Below are 16,895 nucleotides of genomic sequence, written 5' to 3' on the forward strand. Positions count from 1 at the left end.
CTCACCCCTTATGAAAAATAGATACTAGGAAATTATATCAAAATTCCATTATAAAATCTTCAAAGATCTTAAAAAAATATAAAAATAAAAGGAGTATTGAAAACTGTATATAAATATAATTAAAGAGAAAAAATATTAAGGGGATAAAATATGGTGTATATATATATTTAAGTTTCGATTTTTGGGGGATTGAGATATGAATACTAAAGATTATATGAAGTTAATGCAAAACATTTTGCACTATATAGAAGATGGAATTCATGTTATTGATAATGAGGGAAACACTGTTGTATATAATAAAGCCATGGCAGAACTTGAACACATGAAAGAAACCGATGTACTAAACAAAAATTTACTAGATATATTCAATGGATTAAATGAAGAAACGAGTACTCTTTTAAATGTCCTAAAGAGTGGAGAAGTTATAAAAGACAAAAAGCAGACATACTTGAATAAATACAAAAATGAAATTACTACTATAAATACTACAATACCTGTTATTGATAATGGAAAAACATTAGGAGCTATTGAGATATCTAAGAATATAACTAAAATGAAAGAACTTTCAGAAGAAATATTGACCCTTCATAGAGAAAAATCAAATCCAAAGAAAATAATTCAGAATAAGATTAAAAAATATACATTCGAAAACATAATAGGTGAGAGTAAATCTTTTGAAAATGCGGTATCGTTAGCTAAAAAAGCATCTGATACTCCAGCTCCTGTTTTTATATATGGAGAAACTGGGACTGGAAAAGAGCTTTTTAGTCAAAGTATACACTATGAAGGTATAAGAAAGAACAAGCCTTTTATAGCTCAAAACTGTGCAGCTCTTCCTGAAAGCTTGCTTGAGGGAATTTTATTTGGAACAGAAAAAGGTGGGTTCACAGGGGCTATAAATAGACCTGGATTATTTGAACAAGCTAATAAGGGAACTTTGCTACTAGATGAGATAAACTCTATGCCGGTAGAGCTCCAAGCGAAACTTTTAAGAGTTTTACAAGAAGGATATATAAGGAGAATTGGTGGTATTAAGGATATTCCTATAGATGTTAGGATAATAGCCACAACTAATGAAGAACCGACTAAACTTTTAAAAGAAAACAAGCTTAGAAAAGATCTCTACTATAGACTTAATGTAATATCTATATATATTCCTTCTTTGAATGAAAGAGAAGAGGACATAATACTTCTAGCGGATTATTTCATAAAAAAATACAATAGAAAATTAGATAAAAATATTAAGTATATAGATAAAAAAGCGAAAAAGGCACTGTTAAATCATAAGTGGCATGGGAATATAAGAGAGCTTGAAAATACTATATATTCAGCTATTAGTATAATTGATTCTGAAGATACTATTAATATTGAGCATTTAAATATTGAGACTAATAATTCTGAAGATGTACAAAATAATATAAATATATTGAATGAGAAATGCTTAGATGAATTGTTAAAAGAAATAGAAGTTGATTTTATAAAAAGAGTTTTAACAAGGAATAAAAAAAATATTACAAAATCAGCTGAACAACTAGGAATAAAAAGACAGACTCTTCAGCATAAAATTAAAAAATATAACATTTAGAAAGCAAATATATTTGCGCTGTGATGCAAATATATTTGCTTTTTTTATTTTTTAAAATTAATTTTATATGTAAAAAACATATTGTACATCTGCCAAAAAAAAGAAAAACTATTCTGAAAGTTATGAAAACACTCGACTAAAGTGGTGTTGAAATTGAATTTTCTGAATATTAAAATAAAATGGCATATATATTGCTATATTTATTGGTGCAAGAAATTATATGATACGAAAATTTAAGGGGGAAATGAAATGGAAAATATTAGAGTTGGTATTTGGGGATTTGGAGCTATGGGTAGTGGAATGGCTAATATGTTATTAAAAAAAGAAGGAGTAGAGATAGTTGCAGTTTGTGATAAACATGAAGCTAGAGTAGGAAAAGATATATATGAAGTTTTAGGTGTTGATAGAAAAGATAGACAAGAAATAATAATTAAATCTAATGAAGAAGAAGCATTTGCAGAAAATTGTGCAGATGTAGTTTTAATTGCTACTGATTCATTTACAAAAGGAGCTTTTGACAAGATAAAATTCGTTTTAGAAAGAAAAATAAATGTAATATCTACTGCAGAGGAAATGTCTTATCCAGATGCTCAAGAGCCAGAACTTGCTAAAAAAATAGATAAAATAGCTAAGGAAAATGGAGTATCTGTACTTGGAACAGGAATCAATCCAGGATTTGTACTTGACTTATTAATACTTGCTCTTACTGGAACTTGTGAAAGAGTAGATTATATAAAAGCATCAAGAGTAAATGATTTATCTCCATTTGGTCATGCTGTTATGGTAGAGCAAGGTGTTGGAGTTACTCCTGAAGAGTTTGAAAAAGGAGTTAAGGATGGAGCAATAGCAGGGCATGTAGGATTCCCTGAATCTATAAAGATGATCACAGATGGAATAGGATGGAATTTAGAAAAGGTAGACCAAACAAGACAATCAATAGTATCTAATGTATACAGAAAAAGTCAATATGCAGAGGTTCAAGCTGGAAATGTAGCTGGTTGTAAGCAATGTGGTTATGGATATGTAGATGGCGAAGTTAAGGTTGAAATGGAACATCCACAACAAATACTACCTAATCTTGAAGGTGTTGATACAGGAGATTATGTACAAATTAAGGGAGTACCAGATATATCTCTTCAAATAAAACCAGAAATACCAGGAGGAATAGGAACTATATCTATGTGTGTTAATAGTATTCCTCATGTTATAAATGCAAGACCAGGACTTAAAACTATGTTAGATATTCCTGTCCCAAGAGCTATCATGGGAGATATGAGAAAAATGGTTGAAGAAAAAAAAGAATGCGAATGCGGATGTTGTTAGGAAGGTGAATTAAATGAATGTTAAAAAGGGAAATTGGGTTTTGATTCATAATGTGATATTAAACCCAGATCAAAGAGCACCACAAGTTCCAGATGATACTAAGAAAGTACCTCTTGAAATGTGGGTAAAAGGATTTTTAAATCATGATGCATCTATAAATGATGAGGTTGAAATAACAACTATAACTGATAGAAAAGTTAAGGGTAAACTTGTAGAGATAAATCCATATTATAAGCATGATTATGGAAAATGTATTCCTGAACTATTACAAATAGGTCTTCAGCTAAAAGGTATTTTATTCGGAGGTGAAGCCTGTGAATAAGGATATGAGTTACTTAGGTGTAATGTCTAGAAAAAATGAAATAATGAAAAATGCTGTTGGAATAGATTATGAATTATTTGAATCAGGGACTGCTGAGTTTGATTATGAAAAAATGATGAGAGAGACAGGATATACTTTAGATGAAATGCAAAGTATTCAAAAGGGAGTAGCAATATGTAATACTCCTTTGATAGAGCTTAAAAATATAACTGAGCTTGCAAGAAAATGTGCACCAAAAGGAAAAGGAGCGAGAATATTCATAAAAGATGAAGCATCTAGCCCTTCTGGAAGCTTTAAAGCAAGACGTGCTGCAAATGCTGTATATCATGCTAAAAAACTAGGATATAAGGGTGTAATTGCAGCAACTAGTGGTAATTATGGAGCTGCTGTTGCATCACAAGCTGCTATGCAGGGACTTAAATGTATTATAGTTCAAGAATGCTATGATAGTCAGGGAAAAGGACAGCCTGAGATTATAGAAAAAGCTAGAAAATGTGAGGCTTATGGCGCTGAGGTTCTTCAGTTGAGTGTAGGACCAGAGTTATTTTATACTTTTTTAAGATTGTTAGAAGAAACTGGATATTTTAATGCATCTTTATATACTCCTTTTGGAATTGCAGGAGTTGAAACTTTAGGATATGAGATAAGCATGCAGTTTAGAGAAAAAGAAGGAAGAGATCCTGATGTTGTAGTTTGTACTAATGCAGGTGGAGGAAATTTAACTGGTACAGCAAGAGGGTTAATTAAAGCTGGAGCTTTTGATACTAAGGTTGTAGGAGCTAGTGTTGACTTAAAAGGTCTTCATATGGCATCTGATACTCAATTTAATAAAAAGTCATTTACTACAGGACATACTGGATTTGGAATACCGTTTTGTACTAATCCAGATAGATCAGATGTTCCAAGATCTGCTGGAAGACCACTTAGATATATGGATAGATATGTAACTGTACATCAAGGAGAGGTATTTTATATGACAGAAGCATTAGCTCAGATAGAAGGTCTTGAAAGAGGTCCTGCTGGAAATACATCACTTGCTGCTGCATTTTGTATAGCTCAAGAAATGGATGAGGACAAGATAATTGTGGTTCAAGAAACTGAATATACAGGAGCTGGTAAACATATACAGCCGCAGCTTACATTTGCAAGAGAGAATGGTATAGATATAAGATTTGGAAATCCAGAGGATGAAGTTGCTGGAGAAAGTATAATACTTCCAAGTCATCCATCTATGATTAAGATTAAGGATCTTGATTTAAACAAAATTAAAAGATCATATATTAAAAATTGTATAGATAGAATTAAATTAACTGAAATTAACGAACAAGATTTAGCATTTTTAGTTAAGGATACTAAGTCTAGTGAAGAATTTGTAAAAGAAACATTAAAAGAATTGGGTGTTAATTGTTTGAAAGAAAATTTGGGGGTGTAAATTTTGAAAAGAGCAGATGATTTTAAGGAAAGAAGAGTACATTTAGCTGAGTTATCAGATAAAGAATTATATGATAGATTTTGGGAACTTGCTGGAAAAATAGTAGATCCATTACTAGATCTTGCTAAAAACAATACAACGCCATCAGTGGAAAGATCAGTTCTTCTTAGAATGGGATTTTCAAGCCTTGAAGCTAAGCCTTTAGTTGATGGTGCTATGGATAGAAATCTTATGAGAAAGGGAGTTGGACACGTAGTTTATAGAGTAGCTAAAGATAAGGATATATCTATTAGAGAAGCCGGTCTTAGTATGATAGAGGGCAAATATTGGGATTATGCTCTTGAGGTATTTGGGAAAGACAAGGCGGCAGCTACTTTATAGATATTAAAAGGGGGGAAAGAAAAAATATGAAAAAATTAGATATTAATGAAAAAATAGATGTAAGAAATATACTTGAAGATTTAGAAAATTATAGACCTAAAAGAAGAGGTTGGACTTGGAGAGAAAATAAAGAAATAGAAATGGGCGGACACAAGTACTCTGACTGCTCACCTGCTCTTAAAAATTCAATAGGAATACCTGCGGCTGTTAGATATTTTGAGAATTTAGATCCTCAACCTAAAGAAGTTATAACAACTGAGATAGCTTCTGGTAGGTTTGAAGATGATATAAGAAGAATGAGAATGGCTGCATGGCATGGAGCTGATCATTTAATGGTTATTAGAACTGCTGGTCAATCTCATTATGATGGATTAATAGAAGGATCGCCTCAAGGAATAGGAGGTATTCCTGTTACGAGAAAGCAAGTTAGAGCTCAAAGAAAAGCTGTTGATTTAATAGAAGAAGAAGTAGGAAGACCTATAAACTACCATTCTTATGTATCAGGAGTAGCTGGTCCTGATATAGCTGTAATGTTTGCAGAAGAAGGAGTTAATGGAGCGCATCAAGATCCACAGTACAATGTATTGTATAGAAATATAAATATGATAAGATCTTATATTGATGCAGCTGAATCTAAGAAGATTATGGTTTGGGCAGATATAGCTCAAATAGATGGTGCTCACAATGCAAATGCAACTGCGAGAGATGCTTGGAAGGTTATGCCAGAACTTATGGTACAACATGCCATAAACTCTATATTCTCATATAAAGTAGGTATGAAAAAAGAAGATATATGCTTATCAACTGTACCACCATCAGCAGCTCCAGTTCCATGTATTAAGTATGATTTACCATATGCTGTTGCTTTAAGAGATTTGTTTGATGAGTATAGAATGAGAGCTCAGCAAAATACTAAGTATGTTACATCTTCTTCAAGAGAAGCTACTGTAACTCATGTTATGAATATGATGATATCTAAGCTTACTAGAGCGGATATTCAATCTACTATAACTCCTGATGAGGGAAGAAATGTGCCATGGCATATGTACAACATAGAAGCATGTGATACGGCTAAGCAAACTCTAGTAGGTCTTGATGGACTACTTGAAATGGTTGAACTTAAAAAGGATGGATATTTAGGAGATACAGTTAGAGAATTAAAAGAAAGAGCTATTCTTTATATGGAAGAAATGCTTGAGGTTGGAGGATACTTTGAAGCAGTAGAAAAAGGATTCTTTGTAGACTCTGGAATGTACCCTGAGAGAAATGGAGATGGAATAGCTAGAAAAATAAATGGTGGAATAGGTGCAGGATTTGTATTTGAAAGAGATGAAGATTACATGGCTCCTGTAACTGCACACTTTGGAAATAATAATATAGCTCAATACGATGAAAATGCAATCGATAATCCATCTTCATTAATTGGAGGATGTACATTTGAAGACCCTGAAAAGATAGTTTACATAGATGAACTTGATGAAAATGATAATGTATTCAATCGTTTAGATGAAAATGAAAAATATAGAAATTCAAACTTTGTTAAACCAGAAGTAGAATGGCTTGCTGATGGAACTGTTCAAGTTGAATTATTCCTTCCAACAAGCAGTAGAGTAGCTGAATTTGCAGCTGTTGAATTTGCTAAGAAAATGAACCTTAAGGATCCTGAGGTTATACATGTTGAAATGATGCACCCATCAGAGGGAACGAGAGTGCAAGTAAAAGGAAAACTTGATGCAGATCTTGATATAAGTAAGCTTGAAATACCTCCAGAGCCAGAACTTATGAGTGATGAAGAACTTTGGAGTGAAATTGAAAAAAGACCTATGAAAATAGTTGCAGCAACTGTTGGAGAAGATGAGCATTCAGTTGGTCTTCGTGAAGTTATAGATATTAAGCATGGTGGAATAGAAAAATGGGGAATTGAAGTTGAATACTTAGGAACTTCTTGCCCAATAGAAAAACTTGTAGATGCTGCAATAGAATTAAACGCAGATGCAATACTTGCATCAACTATAATAAGTCACGATGGAATTCACTATAAGAACATGAAACGACTACATGAATATGCAGTAGAAAAAGGAGTTAGAGATAAAATTATGATAGCTTGTGGAGGAACTCAAGTTACTCCAGAAATAGCAGTTAAACAAGGTGTAGATGCAGGATTTGGAAAGACTGATAGAGGAATACACGTAGCTACATTCCTTGTAAATAAGAGAAAAGAAAAATTAGCTGAGGCTTAAAAATATATTAAAAATTAAAGTCCAAGTCTAATACAAAATACTTAAAATCAATAATTAAAAATAAGTAATCAATCCAAAAATAAATATTACCAAAATATCGCTCATGTGTTAAATACTTTTATAAAACTAAGCATTGCGTCTTATTGAGTATCCTAAAAGTTCTGAACTCCCGTTGGTCAGACAACGAACTTTCTTAACGGATACTCAAACGACGTAATACAAGTTTTATTCAAAAGGATTTAAAATATTCGCTAACATTTTAATAATATTTATTTTTTTATATCGTGGTTAATTATAGATTTTGATATTTGATAATTTATTTTGTATTTCACTTGGACTTAAAATTATAATAAATGAATCGTATGAGAGGGGGGAAGGGATGAAAATAGATGTTTTAGTAGCCGAAATAGGCAGTACAACTACTGTTGTAAATGCATTTAATGATATAAATACAGATAACCCTAAATTCATAGGACAAGGTCAAGCACCTACTTCAGTTCTTGAAGGGGATGTAAGGATTGGATTAAATGGAGCAATAGACAGTCTTGCTAAAAGTTTTGGTGAAGATAAGGTTGAATATGAAGAGATGCTTGCCACATCAAGTGCAGCAGGCGGACTTAAGATGACTGTTCATGGACTTGTGTATGATATGACTGCAAAGGCTGCAAAGGAAGCAGCACTTGGTGCTGGAGCTATTGTACATAATGTAACAGCTGGAAGACTTAGAAGAACTGATTTGAAAAAGATTAAAGACTTACAACCAAACATTATATTAATAGCTGGTGGTGTAGACTTTGGAGAAAGAGATACCGCCATTTATAATGCAGAACTTATAGCAGGTATGAATCTTAATATACCTATTATTTATGCGGGTAATGTAGAAAATCAAGAAGAGATAAAGTTAATATTTGAAGACATGAAATCTAAATTATATATAGTTGATAATGTATACCCTAAGATAGATTTACTAAATGTTGAGCCTACAAGGACTGTAATACAGGATGCTTTTGAAGATCATATAATACATGCTCCAGGAATGGAACGTGTGAGAGAACTTGTAAATGGACCTATTATACCAACTCCTGGATCGGTAATGGAGAGTGCAAAACTACTTTATGAAGAAATAGGAGATTTGATAGTGTTAGATGTAGGTGGGGCAACAACAGATTTACATTCAGTGACAGATGGAAGTGATAAGATAAATAGAATACTTTTAAGCCCTGAGCCGTTAGCCAAAAGAACTGTAGAAGGTGATCTTGGAGTATACATAAATATGAGAAATATAGTTAATTTAATAGGTAAAGATAAATTATCTAAAGAACTTGGATTTGATTCTAAAGATTTAATAGAAAATCATGTTCCTATACCGAAGACTAAAGAACAAATTCAATTTGTTGAGAGATTAGCTCAAGAAGCAACATTAAGAGCATGCGATAGACATGCAGGGAGAGTTAGAGATTTATATGGTGCAGGAGGAAGAACATCTATAGCTGAAGGAAAGGATTTAACAGAAGTCAAGTATATAGTGGGTACTGGAGGAGCTTTGACTAGATTACCTCAAAGAATAGAAATAATGAAGTCAATAGCAAAGTCAAATACAACAAATAGAAAATTATTTCCATTAGAGGAAGCTAAGATACTTGTTGATAATGATTATATTATGGCATCTTTAGGGGTTTTATCAAAGAGACATCCTAAATCTGCATTACTTCTTATGAAAAAGAGTTTAGGTATATAGGGGGGGAGTCGTATTGTATCCGAGAATAGAGATAGATCTTGATAAATTAAAGCACAATGCAACCTTACTTAGTAAAAAATGTAGAAAACATAATATAGAAGCGGCTGTTGTTACTAAAGTATATTGTGCTTTTCCTGAAATTGTAGATTATATAAAAGACAGTGGAGTTAAGTATATAGCGGATTCGAGAATAAAAAACTTAAAAAAACTCAGAAGTATAGATCTTGAAAAGATACTTATAAGAATACCTATGATTACAGAAATTGAAGATGTAGTAAAGTATTCAGATATAAGCCTTAACTCTGAATTTGAAGTTATAAAAAAGATAGATGAAACTTGTGCTAAACTTAATAAAAAGCACAAAATAGCACTTATGGTAGATCTTGGAGATTTGAGAGAAGGTTATTTCAAAGAAGAGGAATTATTTGAGGTTGTAGGAAAGATTATAAAGCTTGAAAATATAGAATTTGTAGGACTTGGAACGAATTTAACTTGCTATGGAGCAGTAATTCCTTCAAGAGAAAACCTAGGAAGATTATGTAAACTTGGAGAAAAGATAGAAGAAAAATTTGATATTAAATTATCTTTCATATCAGGAGGAAATTCAAGTTCACTTCATTTATTGGATAAAGGTGAAATGCCTGATAGGGTTACTAATTTAAGACTTGGAGAGGCTATAGCTCTTGGAAAAGAGACAGCTTATTCTCAAGATATAAAAGGAGCTTACCAAGATGCATTTAAGCTAGTATGTGAGATTGTAGAGCTTAAAGAAAAACCATCTATTCCAATAGGTGAAATTGGAGTAGATGCATTTGGAAATAAGCCATACTATGAAGATAAGGGTATTAGAAAAAGAGCAATAGTGGGAATCGGAAAGCAGGATATTAATATAGATGGAATGAGCACGGTTGATCCAAAACAGGAAATATTAGGAGCAAGCTCAGATCATTTAATAGTTGATGTTACTGATAGTAAAAAAGATTATAAGGTAGGAGATACTATAGAATTTAATCTTGAATACGGAGCATTAATGGCAGCTACTACTAGTGATTATGTTGAGAAGGTATTCAAGTGTGAAGAAAAATTAGCAGAGAATGTATAGGGGAATAGTCAACCTTAAATGGTTGGCTATTTTTTAGTTTTTAAATAAAATCAATCTATAAAATGATATATATATAACAAAATGTTGACTATATACAACAAAAATAGTATCTTATACATAAGAGGTGGAGTTTTATGGCAAAACGTAAAAAGTTATTTAATACAAAAATAAAAGTTCTTAGAACTGAAAAAAAATTAACTCAAGAGGATTTAGCTATAGAGTTGGGAATAAACAGAGGTACTGTTTTAGAGATTGAAAGAGGTACTTTTAATCCTTCTCTTAAACTTGCCTTTGCTATATCTAAATATTTTAATAAGACTGTTGATGAAGTTTTTGAAATTCTGCAGGAGATGGAGGAATAATTAATATGGGGGAACAATTATTAGGTATGCATTCAGTATTAGCAACTATTGTGAGTTCAGTATTTTTACTATTAGCTTTGATGGATAAGGATGAATTAGAGAACTTTGCATTTAATAATGCATTAAAAATATCTTCTGTAATTAATATAATAGCCTTATTGGTATATAGCTTATATTCAATTTCTTTAGGACGCAAAGATATTAGTATCAATGTGATTTTTCATATAATTGAAGAAATGTGTATCCTAACATTACTAGTATATTATATATATTTAAAGGGTTTTAATTTAAAAGCCAAAATAAAAAGTGAGAGGATAATAAATATATTAATATATATTTCAATTACTATAAGTGTTTTAGCAACAATCAGTATGTTATGTGAATTTAAAGCTTTTGAAAATAATATAGGGTTCATTAGATATGATGAATTGATTTTATTTTTAAATGCAATATTATTTACATTGATAATACCATTAATTCCAAAAAAAAAAACTTAATCTAGAGGAATATAAAAAAGAGAAAAAAGAAATAGATAAAAAATTTAAAATGATGTATCTAGTCTATATAGTCATTCTGTTAATTGCTATTATTTATATTACTTTTAAAAAGATGAACATTATATAGAAAAAGTGAGGTCTTAAAAATGAAAAAGAATATACATTTAGGAAAGTTACTTTCTGCAATATTTCTGATACAGACTGGAATAGTATTTTTTGCTCTATATACAGGAATAGATAATTGGATTACTAATAAATTTATTGGTACATATATAATCTCTATCATACTATATATAATATATATAGTAACTATGACTATTATTAACATAAGAAAATTAGAGAGACGAGATCTGAAGAAAAGGGTATTTATGTTTGTTAAATCATTTATATTATTTAGCTTATTAAACTATATTTGCAATTATTTTAAAATATCAAATAGTGGATTACTAAATGCAATTTCGATTGCTTTTGGAGGAGCATTTGGAATAGCTTTTTGGGATGTAGTATTTTTAAAGAAAAAGGAGAAGTATAGCTTAGATTATGTATACAAAAAAGATAATATTAGATAGACTAATATGAGAGGATTTTTATATATGAAAAAGCAATTATTAATAAATATTTTATTTTCAAGTATTGTAGGAGGTTTGTTAGGAGTGTTTTTAGGTATAACTAAAATAGAAATACCTGCATGGGGGCTTGGGGTTTTCTTTGGAGTTATAGGAGGAATATATCAAATAATAGGTAATAGTAATTTGAAAAATAAATAGAGCAGTTAATTAATATTTATACAAATAGAAGATTTATTCATATTGACTGGAGGTAATATGGGAAAATATATATGTGATTGTTGTGGGCATAAGACGTTAACTGATCCTAAAAAGAGTTATGAAATATGTCCTGTATGCTCTTGGCAGAATGATGGATATATTGATTACGAAGGCTATTATGATACAGGTGCAAATAGTACAATTTTATCAGTAGCACAGAAAAATTATAAAGATATAGGTGCGTGTGATAAAAGGTGTTTAAATTATGTAAGAAAACCTAAAGATGATGAACCGTATGTAGGAGAGTTAAAAGAATATAGAGAAAGATAATATAAGACATAGTTAAAATAGTCAATCGTAAGATTGACTATTTTAACTATGTCTTATTTTTTCAATTCATCTATGAACTCAAGTACTGCTTCTTTTTTAGTTGCCCATGAGGTAACTAACCTGATAGCAGAATGGTTATCATCTATTTTTTCCCAAGTATAAAAATTAAATTTTTTCTCTAGTCTTTCGATTATTTTGTTTTCTAAGATAGGGAAAATTTGATTGGTTGGAGAATCTATCAAAAATTCACAATTGGCTTCTTTTAATCCTTTACTTAAAAGATGTGCCATTTCATTAGCATGATTTGCAAGTTCAAAATAAAGATTATCTCTAAATAATTCTTCGAATTGTATGCCTAGAAGTCTGCCTTTAGCAAGGAGTGCTCCTTTTTGTTTTATATGGTATTTAAAATCTTCTTTTAAGTCTTCATTTTTTATTACTAAGGCTTCACCAAGAAGGGCACCATTTTTCGTTCCACCAATAAAAAATGCATCTGTAAAATTACACATATCTGATAAGGTTAAGTTAGCTTCTTTAACACAAATAGCACAACCTAATCTTGCACCGTCTGCATATAATATAAGGTTATTAGATTCACAAAACTCACTAAGATCTTTAAGTTCTTCTTTTGTATATATTGTACCTAGTTCTGTTGGGTTAGAAATATATACGAGTTTTGGCTTTACAACATGTTCATTTAAGTGAGAATTTAATATTTCTTGAATTTTTTTCGGAACTATTTTTCCGTCGTTTGAATCTACTGTGATTACTTTGTGTCCAGTATATTCAATTGCTCCTGTTTCATTAACTGCAATATGACCTGTGTTTGCAGATATACAAGCTTCATAAGGCTTTAAAAAAGCGCCAATAGCGGTAAGATTTGTTTGAGTTCCTCCAGATATAAGGTGAACATCAATGTTTTGATTATGTATTAAATCTTTTATTTTAGAAACTGCATTTTGGGTATGTCGATCATATCCATATCCTTCTTCTTGAGCTATATTTGATTCTATTAGAGCATTTAAAATTCTTGGATGGGCACCTTCACTATAGTCATTTTTAAAGCTATACATTGTAAAACCCCCTTTAGTATTAATTTTTAAAATAAAATCTCTTAACGGATATTAAAAATAAGATTATGAATTAATTGAATTTTGGATTGATTACAGTATAGATTAAAATAGATGGAGTTTCAACTAGATTTAATCAAATCAATAGGTCATTTTTTATAACGAATAGGAAATTATATTCCTCTTTAAATTGTGGATAAGTATAAATTCCGTTATGAGTTTCAAAGAAGTTTACATTTAAGCTTCTTTAAAGAAGAACTTTTTTATAATGAGTAGGAAATTATATAAAAGTGATTACTTAATATTTTTATATAATTATTTTTTTGTTAAAATAAATCTATATTCTGTAAAACAAAAATATATTCTATGAAAGGATTATACATATGTATGATATAGCAATAGTAGGTGCAGGTGTTAGTGGAATTTTTCTTGCATATACTTTATTACAAACAGAAACAAAATTGAAAATATTGATGATAGAAGAGGGAAAAAACTTCATAGATAGAATATGCCCAATTGAAAAAGGGTCAAGTGAAAAATGTGTTAATTGTAAAATATGCAATAAGATTCAAGGTTTTGGAGGAATGGGAAGATCTGAAGGAAAGTTCAATTACACTAATGATTTTGGTGGTCATTTAGGTGAGAAAGTGGGAAATGATAATGCAATGAATTTAATGGAGTCTGTTGATAAAATATTATGTTCGTTTGGAGCTGATAAAGTTGAGTTATATAGTACAGAAAATGAAGAACTCATTAAAATAGCAAAAGAAAATAATTGCAGTATACTAACTACAAAAGTAAGGCACTTAGGAACTAATTTATCGTATCAAATTTTAAATAAAATGTACTCTTATCTTAAGGAAAATGTTGATATTAAGTTTGAGACAGAAATAGATTCAATAGATAGAATTAATAATGCATTTAATTTAAATAGTAAAGAAAAGATTTTTCACTCTAAAGTAGTTGTATTAGCTACAGGTATAAGTGGGGGAGAGCAATTTTTAGGATATTGTAAATCATTTGATATTGAACCGTATAGATGTAGGGTAGATTTAGGAATAAGGGTTGAGATGAAGGGGAATCAGTTAGACTCTATTTTAAAAAAATCTTTAGAAACTAAGATTAGGTATAAAGGAGATTTACTTGAAGCTACAACGTATTGTATGAATCCTAAAGGAAAAGTTATTAAAAAATATCAGGATGGACTTGTAATGACAGATGGACAAAATTATCTTGAAACAGATAATCCCAGCTGTAATTTAAATTTCTCTGTTTTTGTACCTAAATATTTTTCTTCTACTAAAGAGGCGAAAGAATATGCTGCAAATATAATAAAATCTATAAATCAAGAGAAACATCATGCAGTTATTCAAAGGTTAGGAGATTTAATGAAAGACAGGGAAACTACAAAAGAACAACTTACTAAAAACAGTATTCAGCCAACTCTTAAAGCGCAGGTTGGGAATTTATATAATAAAGTTCCAAAAATTTACATAGGTGGTGTGTTAAAAGTTTTTGAATCAATAGAAAGACTAATAGGAGAACAAATTGATAAAGATACTTTATTATATGGAATTGATGCTAAATTTTATGAACCTGAAATCAGTACTAATGAGCATTTTGAAACTAAAGAGGAAAAATTTTATGTTATAGGAGATTGTTCTGGAACTACTTATTCTTTATCTCAGGCTGCTGCTAGTGGCGTATATCTTGGTAGGCATCTTTTGAAGATTTTGTAATTATAATTCAAATGATATAATATAAAAAGATATTGATTAAATAGAGGTGTCATAATGAATAAAACAATTGGAATACTAGCACATGTAGATGCTGGAAAAACTACATTCTCAGAGCAAATTCTGTATCATACTAAAAGCATTAGACAAAGAGGAAGAGTAGATCATAAAGATGCTTTTTTAGATAGTCATAATATAGAAAGAGAACGAGGAATTACAGTGTTTTCAGACCAAGCAGTAATGACTTATAAAGGCTCAGATTATTATTTAATAGATACTCCTGGACATATAGATTTTTCATCAGAAATGGAAAGGTCAATCCAAATTATGGATTATGCTATCGTTATCATTAGTGCGGTTGAAGGGATACAGGGGCATACAGAAACTTTGTGGCAATTACTTAGAAAACATGAGATACCTACTTTTTTCTTTATAAACAAGGTTGATAGAGTAGGTGCAAATGTACAGAGTGTATTAGAAGAAATTCGCTTGAATTTAACAGATGATGTTTGTGATATAACAAATTCTTTTGATAAAAATGGAATGAGAGAAGAACTTATAGAATTTATAGCAGAAAGAGATGAAGAACTTCTTGAAAAATATATGGAAGATGATTATGAAAATGATTTATGGTTAAATAATATGAAAAGAATGATCAAACAAAATAAAATTTTCCCGTGTTCTAGTGGTTCTGCTTTGAAGGATATTGGGATAGTTGAATTTTTAGATAAAATACATGAACTAACCTTTACAAATTATTCAGATGAAGACTCTTTCTCAGGCAGAGTTTATAAAATACGCCATGAAAATAATGGAACTAAAGTAACTTATATTAAAGCCTTAAGTGGAAAATTAAAAGTAAGGGATGAATTGAGTTATGGTGATGAAATAAACAGAGTTTGTGAAAAGATAACTCAAATAAGAATTTATAATGGAAATAAATTTAAAACGGTTGAAAAAGTATCGGGAGGACAAGTTTTCGCAGTAACTGGATTATCAATGTTATCGATAGGAGATGGTTTGGGGACTTTGAGAGAAAAAGCTAGTTATGAAATAATACCAACTTTAAAATCTAAAGTTATATTTGATTCTTCTTTGAATACAAAACATGTATTAAATTGTTTTAAAATTTTGGGTTCAGAAGATCCTTCTTTAAATGTGACATGGGAAGAAAACTTACAAGAAATTCACATTCATATAATGGGAACTATTCAGTTAGAAGTATTAGAACAATTAGTTAAACAACGATTTGATTTTAGTGTGGAATTTGGGGATCCTCAAATATTATATAAAGAAACTATTGATACAGTTGTAAATGGATATGGGCATTTCGAACCTTTAGGACATTATGCAGAAGTACACCTTAAACTAGAACCTTCTAAAAGAAATAGTGGTATAGAATTTGAAACTAATTGTCATACTGATGATTTAACAGTTGGGAATCAAAATTTAGTTCGCCATCATATTTATGAAAGAGATCATCATGGACTATTAACAGGTTCAACTATAACAGATATAAAAGTAACCTTGTTAACAGGAAGAGCTCATAACAAGCACACAAGTGGTGGCGACTTTAGAGAAGCTACATACAGAGCTTTAAGACAAGGACTTGAAAAAGCAAAAAATATTTTGCTTGAACCATATTATAACTTCAAAATTAAAGTGGAATTAGATTATATGGGAAGGGTTTTATCTGATATACAAAAAGCATATGGTAGTTTTGATACACCTAAAACTATAGGAAATAAAGTAATTATAACAGGTAAGGTTCCAGTATCTACTTTTATGAATTATAGTACAGATTTAGTTGCGTTTACTCAAGGAAAAGGTAGCATGAGTTTGATATTTGGTGGCTATGAACGTTGTCATAATGAAGAAGAAGTTATAAAAAGAATTGATTATAATAAAAATGCTGATTTTGACTATACATCATCTTCGATTTTTTGCTCAAAAGGTCAAGCTTATATAGTTACTTGGGAGAAATCAGAAAAAGAGATGCATTGTTTATAA

At 30.4% G+C, this 16,895-nt stretch carries 16 protein-coding genes; 15 read left to right on the plus strand and 1 reads right to left on the minus strand.

Translation table 11 applies throughout. The features are described 5' to 3' along the window. The first annotated feature begins 196 nt into the window (after window positions 1-196). The 13 genes from WJW32_RS11780 to WJW32_RS11840 all read left to right on the plus strand — a co-directional run bounded on the left by WJW32_RS11780 (window position 197) and on the right by WJW32_RS11840 (window position 12,079). A complete protein-coding gene (locus WJW32_RS11780; RefSeq protein WP_340258551.1) occupies window positions 197-1,585 on the plus strand; it encodes a sigma-54 interaction domain-containing protein in 1,389 nt (462 codons plus the stop codon). A 249-nt stretch (window positions 1,586-1,834) separates the two neighbouring features. After that, on the plus strand, window positions 1,835-2,908 hold the full coding sequence (ord, locus tag WJW32_RS11785) for a 2,4-diaminopentanoate dehydrogenase (RefSeq protein ID WP_340258553.1): 1,074 nt from the start codon (window positions 1,835-1,837) through the stop codon (window positions 2,906-2,908). Window positions 2,909-2,921: 13 nt separating this feature from the next. After that, a complete protein-coding gene (ortA, locus tag WJW32_RS11790) occupies window positions 2,922-3,230 on the plus strand; it encodes a 2-amino-4-oxopentanoate thiolase subunit OrtA (RefSeq protein ID WP_340258555.1) in 309 nt (102 codons plus the stop codon). 4 nt (window positions 3,231-3,234) lie between these two features. Next, entirely contained in the window at window positions 3,235-4,662 is a 1,428-nt protein-coding gene (ortB, locus tag WJW32_RS11795; protein WP_340258755.1) for a 2-amino-4-oxopentanoate thiolase subunit OrtB, read from the plus strand. A gap of 3 nt (window positions 4,663-4,665) precedes the next feature. Beyond that, window positions 4,666-5,043 carry an ornithine aminomutase subunit alpha gene (locus WJW32_RS11800; protein WP_340258557.1) on the plus strand — a complete coding sequence of 126 codons (378 nt, stop codon included), beginning with the start codon at window positions 4,666-4,668 and terminating at the stop codon, window positions 5,041-5,043. Window positions 5,044-5,069: 26 nt separating this feature from the next. Continuing rightward, entirely contained in the window at window positions 5,070-7,283 is a 2,214-nt protein-coding gene (gene oraE, locus WJW32_RS11805; RefSeq protein ID WP_340258559.1) for a D-ornithine 4,5-aminomutase subunit OraE, read from the plus strand. 379 nt (window positions 7,284-7,662) lie between these two features. Further along, a complete protein-coding gene (locus tag WJW32_RS11810) occupies window positions 7,663-9,021 on the plus strand; it encodes a GlmL-related ornithine degradation protein (RefSeq protein ID WP_340258561.1) in 1,359 nt (452 codons plus the stop codon). A gap of 13 nt (window positions 9,022-9,034) precedes the next feature. Then, complete coding sequence (gene orr, locus WJW32_RS11815; RefSeq protein WP_340258563.1) at window positions 9,035-10,123, plus strand: ornithine racemase Orr; 1,089 nt, start codon at window positions 9,035-9,037, stop codon at window positions 10,121-10,123. A 134-nt stretch (window positions 10,124-10,257) separates the two neighbouring features. Beyond that, window positions 10,258-10,485, plus strand: coding sequence for a helix-turn-helix transcriptional regulator (locus WJW32_RS11820; RefSeq protein WP_340258565.1), 228 nt, complete (start codon window positions 10,258-10,260; stop codon window positions 10,483-10,485). 5 nt (window positions 10,486-10,490) lie between these two features. Then, window positions 10,491-10,982 carry a hypothetical protein gene (locus tag WJW32_RS11825; RefSeq protein ID WP_340258567.1) on the plus strand — a complete coding sequence of 164 codons (492 nt, stop codon included), beginning with the start codon at window positions 10,491-10,493 and terminating at the stop codon, window positions 10,980-10,982. Between the two features lie 146 nt (window positions 10,983-11,128). Next, window positions 11,129-11,551, plus strand: coding sequence for a hypothetical protein (locus tag WJW32_RS11830; RefSeq protein WP_340258568.1), 423 nt, complete (start codon window positions 11,129-11,131; stop codon window positions 11,549-11,551). 24 nt (window positions 11,552-11,575) lie between these two features. Continuing rightward, window positions 11,576-11,749 carry a hypothetical protein gene (locus tag WJW32_RS11835; protein WP_340258570.1) on the plus strand — a complete coding sequence of 58 codons (174 nt, stop codon included), beginning with the start codon at window positions 11,576-11,578 and terminating at the stop codon, window positions 11,747-11,749. A 57-nt stretch (window positions 11,750-11,806) separates the two neighbouring features. Beyond that, entirely contained in the window at window positions 11,807-12,079 is a 273-nt protein-coding gene (locus tag WJW32_RS11840) for a CPCC family cysteine-rich protein (protein ID WP_340258572.1), read from the plus strand. Window positions 12,080-12,132: 53 nt separating this feature from the next. Here the strand turns inward: WJW32_RS11840 and WJW32_RS11845 are convergent, their stop codons facing one another. Then, on the minus strand, window positions 12,133-13,152 hold the full coding sequence (locus WJW32_RS11845; RefSeq protein WP_340258574.1) for a threonine aldolase family protein: 1,020 nt from the start codon (window positions 13,150-13,152) through the stop codon (window positions 12,133-12,135). A gap of 380 nt (window positions 13,153-13,532) precedes the next feature. Between WJW32_RS11845 and WJW32_RS11850 the strand changes: the two genes are divergently transcribed. Together WJW32_RS11850 and WJW32_RS11855 are read left to right on the plus strand one after the other, a co-directional pair. After that, complete coding sequence (locus WJW32_RS11850; RefSeq protein ID WP_340258576.1) at window positions 13,533-14,888, plus strand: NAD(P)/FAD-dependent oxidoreductase; 1,356 nt, start codon at window positions 13,533-13,535, stop codon at window positions 14,886-14,888. Between the two features lie 54 nt (window positions 14,889-14,942). Next, window positions 14,943-16,895 carry a GTP-binding protein gene (locus WJW32_RS11855; protein ID WP_340258578.1) on the plus strand — a complete coding sequence of 651 codons (1,953 nt, stop codon included), beginning with the start codon at window positions 14,943-14,945 and terminating at the stop codon, window positions 16,893-16,895.

The sequence above is a fragment of the Tepidibacter sp. Z1-5 genome (assembly GCF_037844525.1).
In the GTDB taxonomy this organism is placed as follows: domain Bacteria; phylum Bacillota; class Clostridia; order Peptostreptococcales; family Peptostreptococcaceae; genus Tepidibacter_A.

Bases quoted from the DNA above. Each gene is read 5' to 3' on its own strand.
- WJW32_RS11780 (WP_340258551.1), top strand. From the start codon at position 197: ATGAATACTAAAGATTATATGAAGTTAATGCAAAACATTTTGCACTAT.
- ord (WP_340258553.1), top strand. From the start codon at position 1,835: ATGGAAAATATTAGAGTTGGTATTTGGGGATTTGGAGCTATGGGTAGT.
- ortA (WP_340258555.1), top strand. From the start codon at position 2,922: ATGAATGTTAAAAAGGGAAATTGGGTTTTGATTCATAATGTGATATTA.
- ortB (WP_340258755.1), top strand. From the start codon at position 3,235: ATGAGTTACTTAGGTGTAATGTCTAGAAAAAATGAAATAATGAAAAAT.
- oraE (WP_340258559.1), top strand. From the start codon at position 5,070: ATGAAAAAATTAGATATTAATGAAAAAATAGATGTAAGAAATATACTT.
- WJW32_RS11810 (WP_340258561.1), top strand. From the start codon at position 7,663: ATGAAAATAGATGTTTTAGTAGCCGAAATAGGCAGTACAACTACTGTT.
- WJW32_RS11820 (WP_340258565.1), top strand. From the start codon at position 10,258: ATGGCAAAACGTAAAAAGTTATTTAATACAAAAATAAAAGTTCTTAGA.
- WJW32_RS11825 (WP_340258567.1), top strand. From the start codon at position 10,491: ATGGGGGAACAATTATTAGGTATGCATTCAGTATTAGCAACTATTGTG.
- WJW32_RS11830 (WP_340258568.1), top strand. From the start codon at position 11,129: ATGAAAAAGAATATACATTTAGGAAAGTTACTTTCTGCAATATTTCTG.
- WJW32_RS11835 (WP_340258570.1), top strand. From the start codon at position 11,576: ATGAAAAAGCAATTATTAATAAATATTTTATTTTCAAGTATTGTAGGA.
- WJW32_RS11840 (WP_340258572.1), top strand. From the start codon at position 11,807: ATGGGAAAATATATATGTGATTGTTGTGGGCATAAGACGTTAACTGAT.
- WJW32_RS11845 (WP_340258574.1), bottom strand. From the start codon at position 13,152: ATGTATAGCTTTAAAAATGACTATAGTGAAGGTGCCCATCCAAGAATT.
- WJW32_RS11850 (WP_340258576.1), top strand. From the start codon at position 13,533: ATGTATGATATAGCAATAGTAGGTGCAGGTGTTAGTGGAATTTTTCTT.
- WJW32_RS11855 (WP_340258578.1), top strand. From the start codon at position 14,943: ATGAATAAAACAATTGGAATACTAGCACATGTAGATGCTGGAAAAACT.